At 42.1% G+C, this 14,669-nt stretch carries 13 protein-coding genes and 3 tRNA genes; 3 read left to right on the forward strand and 13 right to left on the reverse strand.

From position 1 onward, the window contains the following. The 12 genes from EP737_RS07115 to EP737_RS07165 form a co-directional block, all read right to left on the reverse strand. Positions 1-1,182, reverse strand: coding sequence for a glycosyltransferase family 4 protein (locus EP737_RS07115; protein ID WP_129727242.1), 1,182 nt, complete (start codon positions 1,180-1,182; stop codon positions 1-3). A 268-nt stretch (positions 1,183-1,450) separates the two neighbouring features. After that, positions 1,451-2,107 (reverse strand): phosphate signaling complex protein PhoU, encoded by a 657-nt coding sequence (gene phoU, locus EP737_RS07120; protein ID WP_129727243.1) that lies wholly within the window; start codon positions 2,105-2,107, stop codon positions 1,451-1,453. 28 nt (positions 2,108-2,135) lie between these two features. Further along, on the reverse strand, positions 2,136-2,951 hold the full coding sequence (gene pstB, locus EP737_RS07125; RefSeq protein ID WP_129727244.1) for a phosphate ABC transporter ATP-binding protein PstB: 816 nt from the start codon (positions 2,949-2,951) through the stop codon (positions 2,136-2,138). A 31-nt stretch (positions 2,952-2,982) separates the two neighbouring features. Then, positions 2,983-3,861: a phosphate ABC transporter permease PstA gene (gene pstA / locus EP737_RS07130; RefSeq protein ID WP_129727245.1), complete on the reverse strand. Its 879-nt coding sequence runs from the start codon at positions 3,859-3,861 to the stop codon at positions 2,983-2,985. After that, positions 3,858-4,814 (reverse strand): phosphate ABC transporter permease subunit PstC, encoded by a 957-nt coding sequence (gene pstC / locus EP737_RS07135; RefSeq protein ID WP_129727246.1) that lies wholly within the window; start codon positions 4,812-4,814, stop codon positions 3,858-3,860. Before pstC ends, pstA begins: the two co-directional genes overlap by 4 nt. Positions 4,815-4,979: 165 nt before the next feature. Continuing rightward, positions 4,980-5,897: a PstS family phosphate ABC transporter substrate-binding protein gene (locus EP737_RS07140; protein WP_129727248.1), complete on the reverse strand. Its 918-nt coding sequence runs from the start codon at positions 5,895-5,897 to the stop codon at positions 4,980-4,982. A 275-nt stretch (positions 5,898-6,172) separates the two neighbouring features. Then, the gene (locus tag EP737_RS07145; RefSeq protein ID WP_129727250.1) at positions 6,173-8,299 is read right to left on the reverse strand and encodes a peptidoglycan D,D-transpeptidase FtsI family protein; all 2,127 of its coding nucleotides are present in this window, start codon (positions 8,297-8,299) and stop codon (positions 6,173-6,175) included. 160 nt (positions 8,300-8,459) lie between these two features. Further along, positions 8,460-9,737, reverse strand: coding sequence for an MFS transporter (locus EP737_RS07150; RefSeq protein WP_129727397.1), 1,278 nt, complete (start codon positions 9,735-9,737; stop codon positions 8,460-8,462). 211 nt (positions 9,738-9,948) lie between these two features. Beyond that, a complete protein-coding gene (gene sodA, locus EP737_RS07155) occupies positions 9,949-10,560 on the reverse strand; it encodes a superoxide dismutase [Mn] (RefSeq protein ID WP_129727252.1) in 612 nt (203 codons plus the stop codon). A 341-nt stretch (positions 10,561-10,901) separates the two neighbouring features. Continuing rightward, positions 10,902-10,987, reverse strand: a tRNA-Ser gene (locus EP737_RS25470). Between the two features lie 4 nt (positions 10,988-10,991). Then, positions 10,992-11,065 (reverse strand) — tRNA-Ile (locus tag EP737_RS07160). A 7-nt stretch (positions 11,066-11,072) separates the two neighbouring features. After that, a tRNA-Met gene (locus EP737_RS07165) sits at positions 11,073-11,146 on the reverse strand. A 172-nt stretch (positions 11,147-11,318) separates the two neighbouring features. Between EP737_RS07165 and EP737_RS07170 the strand changes: the two genes are divergently transcribed. From EP737_RS07170 to ispG, 3 genes are all read left to right on the forward strand, one after another. Next, complete coding sequence (locus EP737_RS07170; RefSeq protein WP_129727254.1) at positions 11,319-12,095, forward strand: DUF1189 domain-containing protein; 777 nt, start codon at positions 11,319-11,321, stop codon at positions 12,093-12,095. 69 nt (positions 12,096-12,164) lie between these two features. Beyond that, positions 12,165-12,509, forward strand: a complete 345-nt coding sequence (locus EP737_RS07175; RefSeq protein WP_129727256.1) for a hypothetical protein — start codon at positions 12,165-12,167, stop codon at positions 12,507-12,509. A 532-nt stretch (positions 12,510-13,041) separates the two neighbouring features. After that, on the forward strand, positions 13,042-14,136 hold the full coding sequence (gene ispG, locus EP737_RS07180) for a flavodoxin-dependent (E)-4-hydroxy-3-methylbut-2-enyl-diphosphate synthase (RefSeq protein ID WP_129727398.1): 1,095 nt from the start codon (positions 13,042-13,044) through the stop codon (positions 14,134-14,136). Positions 14,137-14,244: 108 nt separating this feature from the next. On the opposite strand, the gene EP737_RS07185 is transcribed toward ispG, so the two are convergent. Beyond that, positions 14,245-14,658, reverse strand: a complete 414-nt coding sequence (locus EP737_RS07185) for a Fur family transcriptional regulator (RefSeq protein WP_129727258.1) — start codon at positions 14,656-14,658, stop codon at positions 14,245-14,247. Between the last annotated feature and the right edge of the window lie 11 nt (positions 14,659-14,669).

A 14,669-nucleotide genomic window follows, 5' to 3' on the forward strand; every position in this document is an offset into this window, starting at 1 on the left:
TCAACCCCCACTTTTAGAATGATGAACAGCTCCTCTATAAACACGAATTGTATTTTCTGCTATTGTTGTCCAATTGTATTTTTGCAAAACGTATTCCCTTCCATTTTCCGCTATTCTCGTTGCTTCCTTTGGATTTGTGACAATACGTTCAATCTGCTCTATTAAGCTCCCTACATCCCCAGGGTGCATCTTAAAGCCATTCTCACTATGAATGACAATCTCGCTTAAGCCCCCTACATCGGATACGATGGTTGGCTTTGCGGCCAGCATTCCTTCCAATGCTACGATGCCAAACGGCTCGTATAGGCTCGGAACGAGTACAATATCACTTTCCTGCAAAAACGCCCTTTGCTCCTCCTCGCTTATATGACCGACAAAGGAAATCACGTGTCCAAGCCCTCTTTCTGTAACGACTGAACGATAATAATCCAGCATAGGCCCTTTTCCCGCAACAATAAACATTAAACAAGAATAGCGTTTAGAAAGTTCAGGAGCGGCATCAATGACCGTTTGAAATCCTTTTTCATTTACAATGCGTCCAATTGAGAAAACAATGATCCGATCTTGCAGTGCATATGTGTTTCGTACACTTTGCCCCATGCTTAATTTAAAAAAGTTTGTATCAATTCCATTTGGAAATATGGCAATTTTAGACGGAGATGCATCTAAAATCAGCTCAATCTCATGCTTCATATATGTGCTGCATACGATTAAAACATCGGATTCTTTTACAAGTTCTTTTTCTGTCATATGTATTTCATATTGGAGTGATGTATGAATCCCATTATTGCGTCCATGCTCTGTCGCATGAATTGTAGTGAGAAGAGGGATGTGTTCCTGCCGCTTAATTGCTGTTGCGGCGCTGCATACGAGCCAATCATGTGCATGAATGAGGTCAAATGAAACTTCCTTACACAAAACCTGCGCATATTGCACAATTGCCTTGTTTAAGCCATCAATCCACGTATAAAAGTCTGCACGATTGTCATAGTGACTTTTCACACGATGTACATGTACATGATTAATTTGTTCATAAAACTTGAAGTCATCTACATGTGTAGTAATGACATGAACCGTATGACCTTTTGCAGCCACTGCCTTAGAAAGCTCATATACATGTCTTCCAAGACCGCCCACAAGCATTGGAGGATATTCCCACGCCAACAGAAGAATTTGCAACACTTTTCTACTTCCCTCCTGTCTCTACTAAAAGAGACTTATCTAATTATATAGACGTTGTAAGCACTTTCATGACAATAGTCAGAATAAATGGAATTCTCAATAAAATGATACCACCTGTGAATAAGAGTGACAACGTTGTAATTTGTCTAATTTTGGAACATAGCAAATAAAAAATCTGTATACCAGCAAAAAAACAAATTTCTGCTGATATACAGATTTTTTTGTTATATGATCACGGAGAATCTAAAGAGAGACCCATTCCTTCTTTTTACTCATTCAGTAAATAGTGCTTCCCTTTAACAAGATAAAACACATTTTCTGCAATATTTGTGATATGATCGGCAACACGTTCAATGTAGCGGGCAATCAAAGACATTTGTGTAATTTGTGCAATTTCCTGTGGATGCTCCGGAATATAGGCAATAAACTCCCGAATAGATTTTCCGTATAATTCGTCCACTGTATCGTCCATTTCTGCTACCTGCTTTGCTAATGTTAAATCTTCCTCTTTATAAGCTTGCATGACAGTAGATAACATTTCATAGGCATTTTGAAACATAGTCTCTAGATCTTCAAGTGTAACAGCCCGCTCTTTTTCGCCAAGACGAATTGTGGACTTCGCAATGTTCACTGCATGGTCGGCAATTCGTTCTAAATCTGTTGCAATTTTAATAGATACAAAAATCCGTCTTAAATCAACAGCAACGGGCTGCTGCTTTGTAATGAGCATTAATGCAAAATCGTTAATTTCTTCTTCCAAATCATCTGCCCGCTGATCATCATCGATAACTTGCAGCGCCAGTTCAATGTTTTTTGAACGTAAACCATTCATTGCTGTATTAAGAGCTTCCTTCGCTAATTCGCCCAGCTCCATAACTTTATCCTGTAGTGTATCTAAGTCGAAGTGAAACTGTCCACGTACCACCTTACCTGCCTCCTTGACGGTGAAAGTATCAACCGAAACGTCCTGTAATGTAATCCTCTGTTCTCTTGTCCTTTGGTGTTGTAAACAATTGATTTGTATTTGTATACTCGACAACTTCACCGCTTAAGAAAAATGCTGTACGATCAGAAACGCGAGCTGCCTGCTGCATATTATGTGTAACAATTACGATGCTAAAGTTCTTTTTCAGCTCTTGAATCAATTCTTCTACCTTTAACGTAGAAATAGGGTCTAACGCTGATGTTGGTTCATCCATCAAAATCACATCCGGCTCAATTGCCAAGCAGCGTGCAATACATACGCGCTGCTGCTGTCCGCCCGATAAACCATATGCGCTATCATGAAGACGATCCTTCAACTCATCCCAAATCGCTGCACCACGCAGGCTTTTTTCCACAATTTCATCGAGCTGCTTCTTATCACGAATACCATGAATCTTCGGACCGTATGCAATGTTCTCATAAATGGATTTTGGGAACGGATTCGGCTTTTGGAACACCATTCCTACGTGAGTACGCAGCTCTTCGACATGATAGGACTTATCGAAGATATTTCGTCCGCGATATTGAATCTCTCCCGTTGTACGAACAATCGGCACTAGCTCAACCATCCGGTTTAATGTTTTTAAATAAGTAGATTTTCCGCATCCGCTCGGTCCGATAATTGCTGTTACTTCATTTTCATAAATGCTGAAATCAATATCCTTTAGCGCATGATCTTCCCCATACCAAAGATTTAGTTTTTTCGTATCGAACACGATATTTTTCGGTGTCTCTATTTTTGTCGTCTCACCTTTTACTTTTACATTTATAGCAGTAGCTACCATTTTGAATTCCCCCTTCATCCATTTCTAACAGTCAATATCTTTTTTGCTTTCGGTTTCTTAGCAGTACAGCAATGGCGTTCATTGCGAGTAATAAAGCGAGCAGTACAAGAATTCCCGCGGCTGCTACAGAATGAAATTCCTCCTGCGGCCTGCTCATCCAATTAAAAATTTGAATAGGCAAAACGGTAAAGCCCTCCAGCGGATTAACAGGTATATAATGAATAAAAGCAAGCGCTCCAATTACGAGCAAAGGAGCCGCCTCTCCCACCGCGCGGGACAAGGACAGGATGCATCCTGTCAATATGCCCGGAAACGCTGCAGGGATTACAACAGATCGCAGCGTTCGCCACTTTGTAGCACCAAGCGCATAAGAGGCCTCCTGCAAGGAACGCGATACGGACCGCAATGCCTCCTGTGATGCTACTACGATGGTGGGAAGTACGAGTAAGCTCATCGTCAATCCGCCTGCTAACAGACTTTGCCCTAAACCCAGGCCATATACAAAAACGGTTAATCCGAGCAATCCAAAGACGATGGATGGAACACCAGCAAGAGTATGAATATTTAACTCAACAAACCTTGTAAATGCCGTTCTTGGAGCATATTCCTCCAAATATAATGCTGTTCCGACTCCGAGCAATAAGGAAACAGGGGTTACAATTGACATTAATGCTATTGTTCCCCAAAGAGCAGCAGCAATACCGGCATCCTCTGGTCTTCGTGACGAGAAATGTGTCACAAAGCCAAAATCTATATAAGAAATCCCTTGCTTCACAATTTGATATATCAGAAGCAGTAAAATCAGCAATGAGGCTACAGTAGCCAATACAAATAACAATCGCTGCAGCACATCGATTCGAAACCGTCTCTTCATCCGCTTCTGCATTGCTTTATGATCCAGCATATTCACGAATAGCCCCCCTTAAAGCGACGAGCGATGTGACGGGCAGCCATATTCATAAAGAATGTAAAGATAAACAGCACACTCCCCACCGCATACATGCTGTAATAAGCAATCGTGCCATGTGGTGCATCTCCAAGGCTGACCTGCACAATATATGCCGTTAAAGTCTGAATCGACTGCATCGGATTTATAGACAACACGGGTGTCGCTCCCCCAGCGATGACAACAATCATCGTCTCCCCCATTGCGCGGGAAACAGCGAGCACAATGGAAGCGAGAATGCCTGACAAAGCAGATGGCAGCACAACTCTAACAGTTGTTTCAAAGCGCGTAGCTCCCAGGCCGAGTGAACCTTCTCGAAAGGAAGACGGAACCGCATGGATCGCATCCTCTGAAAGAGAAGCAATTGTCGGAATAAGCATAATCCCAATGACAATGCCTGGACTTAGGGCATTAAAGAATTGCAGTTTTGGAATGATGGTTTGCAGCATAGGTGTAACGAATGTTAGTGCAAAAAATCCGTACACGATCGTCGGAATCCCTGCCAAAATCTCTAACAGAGGCTTAATAATCCTTCTGAGCCTATCCGAAGCATATTCGCTCAAATATACAGCACATCCCAGACCAATTGGAATAGCTACCATCATTGCGATAGCCGTCACGAGAAACGTACCGCATACAAGAGGAAGTATGCCGTATTGCGCATTTGTTCGAAAAAATGGCAGCCACTCTTTTCCTGTTACAAAATGGATAATCGATATGTGCTGAAAAAAAACTGTCGTTTCCGTTGCAAGCGTCCAGACAATCCCAATCGTTGTTAGGATCGATAGGCTTGCCGCGGTAAACAACAAAACTGGAACCGCTTTGCTGAGCAGCTGTTCTTTTCTGTGATGTTTGCGGTTACGCTGAATAAGCATACGAACCGAACCGACAGAACGACTGCGTTTGGACAAAGCCAAAGATGAAAACCCCTTTCCATCCTCCAGACAAGATTATGTTTTTTCTCTCTTTACACTGTAAGAAAGTATAAATTTCCAGCTAGAAGCTAACTCGACATAGTCGGAAATTTTAGGAATACAGTATAAGTGCAACTAGGCCTCTCTCTTCGCCTAACGGCTCGCCAATCAGCGAGTTTTCTTTATTTCATCCAATCGCCGCAGCTGCTGTTCATACTTTTGGCGCGGCAGCTGTACATAGCCAACCTCTTCCGCAAGCTGTCCGCCATACCGGAAAGCAAAACGCAGATAATCGTACACGCATTCCTTTTCACGGATCGATGCTTTGTTTACATACATGTAAAGCGGACGGGAAAGAGGTTTATATCGACCGGATTGAATCGTGTCCTTCGCAGGCAGCACTCCATTTACAGCCACCGCCCTCACCTTTTGCTCATTTAAGGAGTAGTATGCAAATCCTAAAAAAGCGATGGCATACGGATCACTCATGACTCCTCTGACAAGCACATTATCATCCTCTGAAAATGTAGCAAACCTTGTCATGTCGCGTTCTCCTAAAATGGTTTCCTGAAAGTAGTCGTATGTCCCGGAATCAATGCCTGGTGCGTAAAAGTGAATTGGCTGCTGCGGCCAGCTTGGATTAATATCAGACCATTTTTTTTGTTTGCCGCTTTCCGCCCAAAGCTGCTTCAGCTCGCTGTCTGTTATGTGCGTAAGCCAGGTATTGCGCTGATTGACAATAATGGTAAGCCCATCATACGCAATCGGAAACACAGCATATTGTATATCATTTTGTTTTGCAGCTTCCTGCTCTTCTCTTTTAATAGGGCGGGAGGCGTTAGTAATATCTATTTCTCCTTTGATAAATCGATTGAATCCTCCCCCTGTGCCAGAGATACTAATGGGTGTTTTCACATAGGACTGCTGATGCGCATATTCTTCTGATACGGCCTCCATAATCGGAAACACAGTAGAGGATCCGTCCATTGTCACACTTCCCCGTAAGTAGGGATTTGCATGCGCGTCGAACGCAAATACAGTACAAGCAAATAGCAAAGCAGCTATGCTTGTAAAGCCTGTTTTCATCGTTTCCTTCCTCCCATAAAAGTCCTGCGCACAGGACTACACGAATAAGGATAATACCTGACTATTAATGCGGTTTTAACCCTTTGTAAATCTTTTGTAAATGTCGACACCCTTCGATAAACACTGCACCTGTACAAGCAATCGGGCTATAGCTATATTATTATATGAAGCTTGTCCAAAAAAAAGCACACAATTCCTTCGATGGAATTGTGTGCTTTTTACTGTTTTTCGTCTAAAGTGAACTACAGAAGCGAAACAAGCGATGCCTGCTCTTTTTATTGGTTCTCAGCTTCTGCTCCTGTTCCTGTTTCTCCGTATAGAGACGGACTTACTTCCATTGCGACTTCTTCCTTTTTCAACTGAAAATAGGCATCTAAAATACGGCTTCCTATTTTTTTGTTTACAGCATTTGAGTCATTTTTCATCCAAGGTACAACAACAGAAAATGCCACTTCCGGGTTCTCATCCGGCGCATAGCCGATTAATGTTAAGTTATAGACAGGCGTTGTTCGTAATGAATCGATAGGACCATCATAGAAGGTTTCAGCCGTTCCCGTTTTTCCAGCCGCCTTATATGCTGCATATGGCGCCTTCATAAACAGGGAAGCCCCCGTTCCACTTGGTGTTTGCATAACCATACGGAAGCCCTCCTGCACAACCTTCAGATAGCTGTCATCCATATCAATACGGTTCAGCACAACCGGTTCAGTTGATTCTACTACTTTTCCGATTTCCCCAGTCGTTGTGCTTGGTTCACGAATTTCCTTCATGATTTGCGGCTTAATACGGTAGCCTCCATTCGCAATCGTAGATACATATTGCGCGAGCTGCAGCGGTGTATAGGTATCATACTGGCCAATCGCAAGGTCCAATAGGAGACCTGGCTGGTCAGCTGTCCCTTTAAAGCCGCTTGATTCATTTGGCAAATCAATGCCCGTCGGTACACCAAGACCAAACTGGCTAAAATATAAGCGCATTGTATCAAAGGCCTTTTGTTTAATATCAAGAGTCCCGCCCGGTACATATTGTACGCCTGCAATATTCATCGCTGTTTTAAACATAAATACGTTGGAGGATTGTTGCAGCGCCGTCTGAATTCCAATACGTCCCATGTTCTTCCATGATTTTTTGACAGGAGTTCCTTTAATTTTGATCGGCTCATCCACTAGCGTTGTATCCGGCTTAATGGCTCCTGTCTGCAAACCGGTCAGAACCGTCGCTCCTTTTACAGCAGATCCCATCGCATAGGAGCTTGTCATTGTGCCAAGCGCAAAGTCCTGTACTTCCTGCTTGCCGTCCTTGTTCACGAGCTGTTTGCCGGCCATGGATAATATCTCGCCATTTTTCGGGTTCATCATCACAACAAATGCACGGTCGAGCATTGTCTCGCCTGTAGCCTTTGCAGCCTTCAGCTCTTCCTCAATAATCTGCTCTACCCGCTTTTGCAGCTCCATGTCCATTGTTAAGATTAAATCTTTTCCTCGGGATCCTTTGGAAACATAGATTGTATCTAAAATATTCCCCTTTTGATCCGTAACATTCTTCACTTCCGCCTTGGTGCCATGCAGCATATCTTCATATTCTTGCTCAATATAGCTTTTTCCAACGCGGTCGTTGCGGTTATAATCGCGGACTAAATAGTAATTCAGCCGGTCTACTGGCAATCCTTCATCAGCGCTTGACACATTTCCAAGAACAGTCCGGAATAAATTGTCGTACGCATAATTTCGATCCCAATCTGTTGTTGTATCAACACCCGGCAGCTTGTCCAGATTTTCGCTGATTACCGCATACTCCTGAGGTGTCACATCTTTATTTTTAATAATTTGCGGTGTATTCGTATAGCCGCTATCCATTTGCCGTTTAATAGCTAAAACTTCTAACTGGGCCGGCGTCAACTCCTGCAGCTCGGCATCCGTAATTCGTGCCAGCTGCCGTTTATATACTTCAGCATCATCAATTTTTTTATCTTTAAGCTCTTGTCTATCTTTTGCTGTAATTTTCTTTTTAGCACGGTCCTCATTCAACAGCATCCAAAAATCTTTTTTATCACGCTCAGTGATTTTATCAGTCGGCATGTCGATGAGCTGTGCCAACTGCTGCGCCACTTTCAAACGCTCCTCACTTGTGGATCCGCTCATTCTTGTATACGTAATCGTTCGCAGAGGCGTATTATCAACAACAATGCGATGATAGCGGTCATAAATTTTCCCGCGCGGTACCGCTGTACTTACTGTTACGTTCTCGGTACGCTCTACTTCCTTTTTATAATCCTCTCCGTATACAATCTGCACAACACCTAAGCGCAGGATAAGCGCTGAAAACATAACAAACACGAGAAAGAATAATAGATTTAATCGGAGCGGCACAGGACTTTTTTTCTTTTTCTGCTTCTTTTTCATTCTTATAAGGGACATTCTTCTGAAAGAGCGATCTTCCCTTCTCCCTCCTTTCATTCAAACGCAGCGCGATAGCTTTTAGAAGCAAGCGCCGGAAAAAGGGACACCTTGTAAGCAAGGTGTCCTCACGTAGTTCTTATTTTACCATAAAGCATGCGAGAAGTTAACCTTCCCCTTCCGTAAGTTCCTGCCTTGTTCGCGATACTTGCAGTCCTGGTTTCGGCTGCACTGTTGTCCCATACGCTACATTGCGAACTGTAAAATATATAAGAAGATGTCCCATTCCTAAAATGCCAAGTAAAACGGGCAAGCTTTGCTGCGGCTGAAAAAAGCGAACAGCAATCAAAAAAGAGACGATAGAGCAAATTCTTCCAGCATTTAAGAATAGCTCGCGAACAACGATATACTCCACACGAAGCTCCTTTGCCTGACGAGCCTTGCCAATCACATCATATGTCATGGACATATACGGCACGAGCAAAATAGGATAGGCAACGGCAATGCAGGCCGCATAAATAAGGAGCTTCGGATAGGTGACATCAATGATAACAAGATACACTCCTACGTACAAAAGCAGGCCCCCAAGAAGAATTGCCTTTTTTCGATACGCATCCTTAATGAGGCGTGTTGCCAAATAGTAACAAAGAAATGAAATTGCTGAACTGACAAGCCCAAACTTCCCGATGGCAAGCTCACTTCCCGTTGTTATGTACACATAGACCGAGATGACAAATACGAAAGTCCCTTCTCGAAGTCCTTGGAAAAAGTGAGCCAGCGTCACTCGGTTCCAGTTTCGATTATGCCGTCGTTCTCGAATAATTTTCACAAGCTCATATTTCCCTTCACACTCCCTGCGTGACAAAAAAAAGCTCATGACAATCGCAATAGTAAATAAGGTTAATGAAAGAATGAAAATAAAAGTATATCCATTCCATCTTTTCATGTGAGAAATCACATATCCGGCCAAAATAGGACCGATCATGCCAGCAAGTGATGTTAGCAGCCCTAGAAAGCCATTGAAAAAATCTCTCGTTTCCGGCTCTGTAATTTCAAATGTAAGTAAATTAAATGCGAGCCAATAAAACCCATAGCCAATTCCAAGCATGCTTCCGATGAGTAAAATATATTGTGAGGCATTTGTTCCAGTCCATAAAACCGTAATAAAAAAAGCGGCAAGTGCGCTCATTCCTAAGCGCAAAATAATGATGCGATCCACATTTTTCGCCAGCTTCCCTGCACATGCGAACGTAATCGGCTGTGCTATCACAACAGCTAAATTATACAATCCAATGTTCAGAAAATCCTTCGTTTGCTTCCAAATGTAGATGTTCACGAACGTATTGGATAACGAAATAGCTAATGTGTACAACCCGCCGATTGTTAACAGCAACACGAGATCACGGTTGATTTCCACATCTCCAATTAAATGCTTTGTTTTCATCATTTAAAACTCCCCTTTACTTCAAAGCTTAGTCTTCCGAGTTAGGGGAGAATTATGTAAGAAAAAGGGGAGTTGATGCGGCGAAGACAGAGGCATAATTGTACTTATATTTAATCACTTAAATTACCAATTATGCAAGATTACCCTTTAACTAGAAATTTATACCTTCTTACAATAAAAAAACAGGCCGAATGAGCGGCCTGCTAAATCATTATTTTGCTTCTTGGTAACGTTTCTCAACAGCGTTCCAATCTACTACATTCCAGAATGCAGAAATGTAGTCAGGACGACGGTTTTGGTAGTTCAAGTAGTACGCATGCTCCCATACGTCTAATCCAAGAACAGGTGTTTTACCTTCCATTAATGGAGAGTCTTGGTTTGGAGTGCTTGTTACTTCGATTTCACCGTTGTTTACAACAAGCCATGCCCAACCAGAGCCGAAGCGAGTTGTAGCTGCTTTTGCAAACTCTTCTTTAAATGCAGCATAGCTGCCGAATTTTGCATTGATTGCTGCAGCAAGTTCGCCTACTGGCTCACCGCCGCCATTTGGAGAAAGAATTGTCCAGAATAAAGAGTGGTTTGCATGGCCGCCACCGTTGTTGCGAACTGCAGTACGGATTGCTTCTGGTACTTCTTCCATGTTAGAGATAAGTGCTTCTACACTTTTCGCTGCTAATTCTGGATAGCTTTCCAAAGCTGCGTTTACGTTTGTTACGTAAGTGTTGTGGTGCTTTGTGTGGTGGATGTTCATTGTTTCCTTATCGATATGAGGCTCTAATGCATCATAAGCGTAAGGTAATTGTGGTAATTCATATTTTGCCATTTTGTAATTCCTCCCGTATATATGTACTCGGACGTAAGCTCGTCTGCCTATAGCCCATACTTATTGTACACTATTTTTTCAAGATGGAAAATAAATCTGCTGCCGGTTTGTACAATTTGAAATACGAATCCCTCGTAAAAAGCATCTTGTACTAGGTAAAACAAAAACAGCTTTTATCGGCATCGCTGATTGGCGAAGACAGAGGCGCAGTTGCCCTTATACCGTACTCCTAAAATTTCTCGCTACGTCCAATGGTCTTCCAGCTAGAAATTATCCTTTCTTACAGTATAAAAAAGCCCCCAATTCGGGAGCTTGCGCTGTTAGATATATGTATGGCAGAACGGAAAAGGTAAGATTCGAACTCACGCACGCTTGCACGCCTACCACATTTCGAGTGTGATCCCTTGAAGCAATTGGATACTTTTCCAAAATGGACCCTGTAGGACTCGAACCTACGACCGGACGGTTATGAGCCGTCTGCTCTAACCAGCTGAGCTAAGGGTCCTTGATAGTAGCGGCGGAGGGGATCGAACCCCCGACCTTACGGGTATGAACCGTACGCTCTAGCCAGCTGAGCTACACCGCCATGAAAGCCTTCACACTTGAGACATATATAAATTTATCATATGTAAAACAATTGTGTCAATCGTAATTATTCCATATTCTTGTATATTTTTCCATAGCTATTCCTTGTTCTTCTTCTTCTTGCTGCGTTACAATAAAAGTGCTGAATTTTAAAATAATAAGGAAGTGAAATCATGTCAATATTCCAGCAGTTGTACAAAAGCTTATATTCTCCAAAAGTTATGGCACGCTATCGATTTCAAAAAATCGGAAAATCAATTTTATACATATTCCTCCTTTCTTTACTTATGCTTATTCCGGAAATGGTTCATTTGACAAATTTGGTACGTACAGAACTATCTCTTGTTGAACGAACTGTACAATCAGAAATTCCAGAATTTACAATCGAGCAAGGAGAACTAAAAGCGGATATACAGGAACCGATTCTAAAAAACGAAAATGATTTTGTATTCTTGTTTGACCCAAATAGCGAGGAACTTCCCTCTTCCCTCACACATCAGGATGGCTTATTTTTCTTAAAACATAAAGCCATTCTTGTCTCGGATACAAACAATGAAGCATATACATATTCGTTACTAAACGATACTACGATCTCGAAAACGGATGTAGAAGAATTTCTTAGCATGATTAGAAGCATTTATCCGATTGCCTTAGTCGTTTTAGGTGTGCTTTTGTATTTATTTGACAGTTTTATCATGTTATTTGGTGTGACCGCTCTTGCTTTCATTGGCAGGCTTATTGCTGCTCAAATGAATCGCAATGTTAACTATAAACAGGCATGGACGCTGACAGCTTACAGCTTTACAATCCCAATCGTATTTTTTATGGTTATGAAGTTTTTAAGTATAACGGTCCTACATTCGTTTTTAATCTTTGTCGTTGTTTCGTGTTTTGTTCTTTTCTTAACATTAAAAGAAATTCCTCCTATAAAAGAGAAAAAAAACTTGTAAAAATGCCGCCTATTGCGGCATTTTTTTATAGGACAAGCATATATTCTCTACAAAGAAGGAGGAGAATGCATGAAACGCATCGGCATAACACTGTTTGTTTTACTCATTGGATACTCTTTATTTTACGATATAACTGTTGGCACACTGCCGCTTCTCAAACCAAAAGCACAGGAAGCAACTGCAAAGCCTGCGATGGGTTCCAGCACAAGTGAACAAAAACAAGCCGATGCTGCATACAAAAAAATCGAGGTCAAAAGCGGCGATACCGTTCTGTCCATTGTAGAAGCCATTAGCAAAGAAGGAACGTTACCTTCTGTAGATATGATTACAAATGATTTTAAAAAGCTAAATACAAACGAATCCCCATCTAAGATAAGAATAGGAAAGACATATAAATTCCCATTATATAAATGAAGAACCTCTTACTTTTATCCTTTATGCCTAAAAAACAGACCTTTAAAGAAAACTCGCCGATTGGCGAGCCCTGCCCTTGGGCGAAGACAGAGGCGTAGTTGCACTTATACTGTATTGCTAAAATTTCCCGCTACGTCGAATTGGCTTTCAGCTGGAAATTTATACTTTCTTACAGTGCAAGAAATGTGAAAGGCGCAGCCTGATGAGCAGAAAGAGGCTGAGTCGCTCTTTTACGTAGCAAAACAGTTATTTCTATAGTAAAATTAACTAGAACGACTCTACTGTGGTAGTAGTTGCGTAAATAGCACTCGTCTGCTGGCTATCGTTCGCCTACAGCATACAAGAGTCGCAAAGGAAACCGCAAAAAACTGTGGCGCGAAACTAAAACAAGAGTACGGGCTAGAATTCTCTATCTTCAATCGAAGGAGCTTCCTTTGGGAAGGCAGAGAGCTTAAGACAGTATTCATATGATCAGGAAAGCAGCCATTACGGTTAACTCTTTTACAAGGAGAGCGATATGTTCGTGAATGAAATTACACATCGTACAAAAACCCGACCGGTGAAAGTCGGAAACTTAACAATCGGTGGAAATAATGAGTTAGTAATACAAAGTATGACAACAACGAAGACACATGATGTCGAGGCAACAGTGGCAGAAATTCTCCGTCTAGAGGAAGCAGGCTGCCAGGTTGTTCGTGTTGCCGTTCCAGATGAACGTGCTGCAAACGCCATCGCCGATATTAAAAAGCGCATTAATATTCCTCTTGTTGCAGACATTCACTTTGACTACCGCCTTGCTTTAAAGGCCATTGAGGGCGGCGTAGATAAAGTGCGTATCAACCCAGGAAATATCGGAAGACGCGAAAAGGTAGAAGCAGTGGTAAATGCCGCAAAAGCAAAAGGGATTCCAATTCGAATCGGTGTAAATGCTGGTTCTTTAGAGCGTCATATTCTCGAGAAATACGGTTATCCAACAGCGGACGGCATGGTAGAGAGCGCCCTTCATCACATTAAGATTTTAGAAGACCTCGACTTCCATGATATTATCGTATCCATGAAGGCATCTGATGTAAATCTGGCAATCGAAGCATATGAGAAAGCAGCGAAGGCCTTTCAATACCCGCTTCATCTTGGTATTACAGAATCAGGAACATTGTTTGCCGGAACGGTAAAAAGCGCAGCAGGTCTTGGTGCAATCTTAAGCAAGGGTATTGGCAATACATTGCGCATTTCCTTAAGTGCCGATCCAGTAGAAGAAGTAAAGGTTGCACGCGAATTACTGAAATCATTTGGCCTTTCTTCCAATGCTGCTACGTTAATTTCATGCCCAACGTGCGGCCGCATTGAAATTGATTTAATTAGCATTGCGAATGAAGTGGAAGAATATATCTCCAAAATAAAAGCACCGATTAAGGTAGCTGTATTAGGCTGCGCCGTAAACGGCCCGGGAGAAGCACGGGAAGCGGATATCGGTATTGCCGGCGCCCGCGGTGAAGGCCTCCTCTTCCGCAAAGGTGAAATTGTCCGTAAGGTACCGGAATCTGTAATGGTAGAGGAATTGAAAAAAGAAGTAGATAAGATTGCTGAGGAATACTACGCTGAAAAAGCAAAACAAGAAACAAAATAAACAGCGGACATCCAACATGATGTACAGACTAAACATAATCAATACAAGAAAAAGAGCTTGGAACGTCTTCCAAGCTCTTTTTCACACTTTAAGCAAAAGTCCCTTGTTTTATTTTACACAAACCGGACATTTCCCGTATATTTCGAATTTATGTCCTGTTACCTCAAAGCCTTCAAATCCCGACAAGGATACATCCATCGGGCAGAGGTGAACCTCCTTCGTTCGCCCACAGTCGAGACAAATAAAATGATGGTGGTGCTGTGTCGTTGAACATGTAAAGCGGAAATGCTTCTCCCCGTTCAATTCTGTTTGTTCTAAAATACCAAGCTTCACAAAAAGAGCTAAATTGCGATAGATGGTATCAAAACTTAAGCCCGGATAGGTATCCTTCATATTTTCCAACACGTCTTTTGCCGTTAAATATTTATTATGTGAAGAAAATAGATTCAGCATATCTTCACGCTTTCCCGTATGCTTGAAGCCTTTTTCCTTCATCAGCTTTAACGCTTCTGTCAGATTCATGTCCATCCCTA

It is taken from the genome of Ectobacillus funiculus (assembly GCF_004138295.1).
GTDB classification, from domain to species: domain Bacteria; phylum Bacillota; class Bacilli; order Bacillales; family Bacillaceae_G; genus Ectobacillus; species Ectobacillus funiculus.

Excerpts from the sequence above, each read along its gene's own strand:
- pstB (WP_129727244.1), bottom strand. The coding sequence starts at position 2,951 with ATGGTAGCTACTGCTATAAATGTAAAAGTAAAAGGTGAGACGACAAAA.
- EP737_RS07140 (WP_129727248.1), bottom strand. The coding sequence starts at position 5,897 with ATGAAAACAGGCTTTACAAGCATAGCTGCTTTGCTATTTGCTTGTACT.
- EP737_RS07145 (WP_129727250.1), bottom strand. The coding sequence starts at position 8,299 with ATGAAAAAGAAGCAGAAAAAGAAAAAAAGTCCTGTGCCGCTCCGATTA.
- EP737_RS07150 (WP_129727397.1), bottom strand. The coding sequence starts at position 9,737 with ATGAAAACAAAGCATTTAATTGGAGATGTGGAAATCAACCGTGATCTC.
- sodA (WP_129727252.1), bottom strand. The coding sequence starts at position 10,560 with ATGGCAAAATATGAATTACCACAATTACCTTACGCTTATGATGCATTA.
- EP737_RS07170 (WP_129727254.1), top strand. The coding sequence starts at position 11,319 with ATGTCAATATTCCAGCAGTTGTACAAAAGCTTATATTCTCCAAAAGTT.
- EP737_RS07175 (WP_129727256.1), top strand. The coding sequence starts at position 12,165 with ATGAAACGCATCGGCATAACACTGTTTGTTTTACTCATTGGATACTCT.
- EP737_RS07185 (WP_129727258.1), bottom strand. The coding sequence starts at position 14,658 with ATGAATCTGACAGAAGCGTTAAAGCTGATGAAGGAAAAAGGCTTCAAG.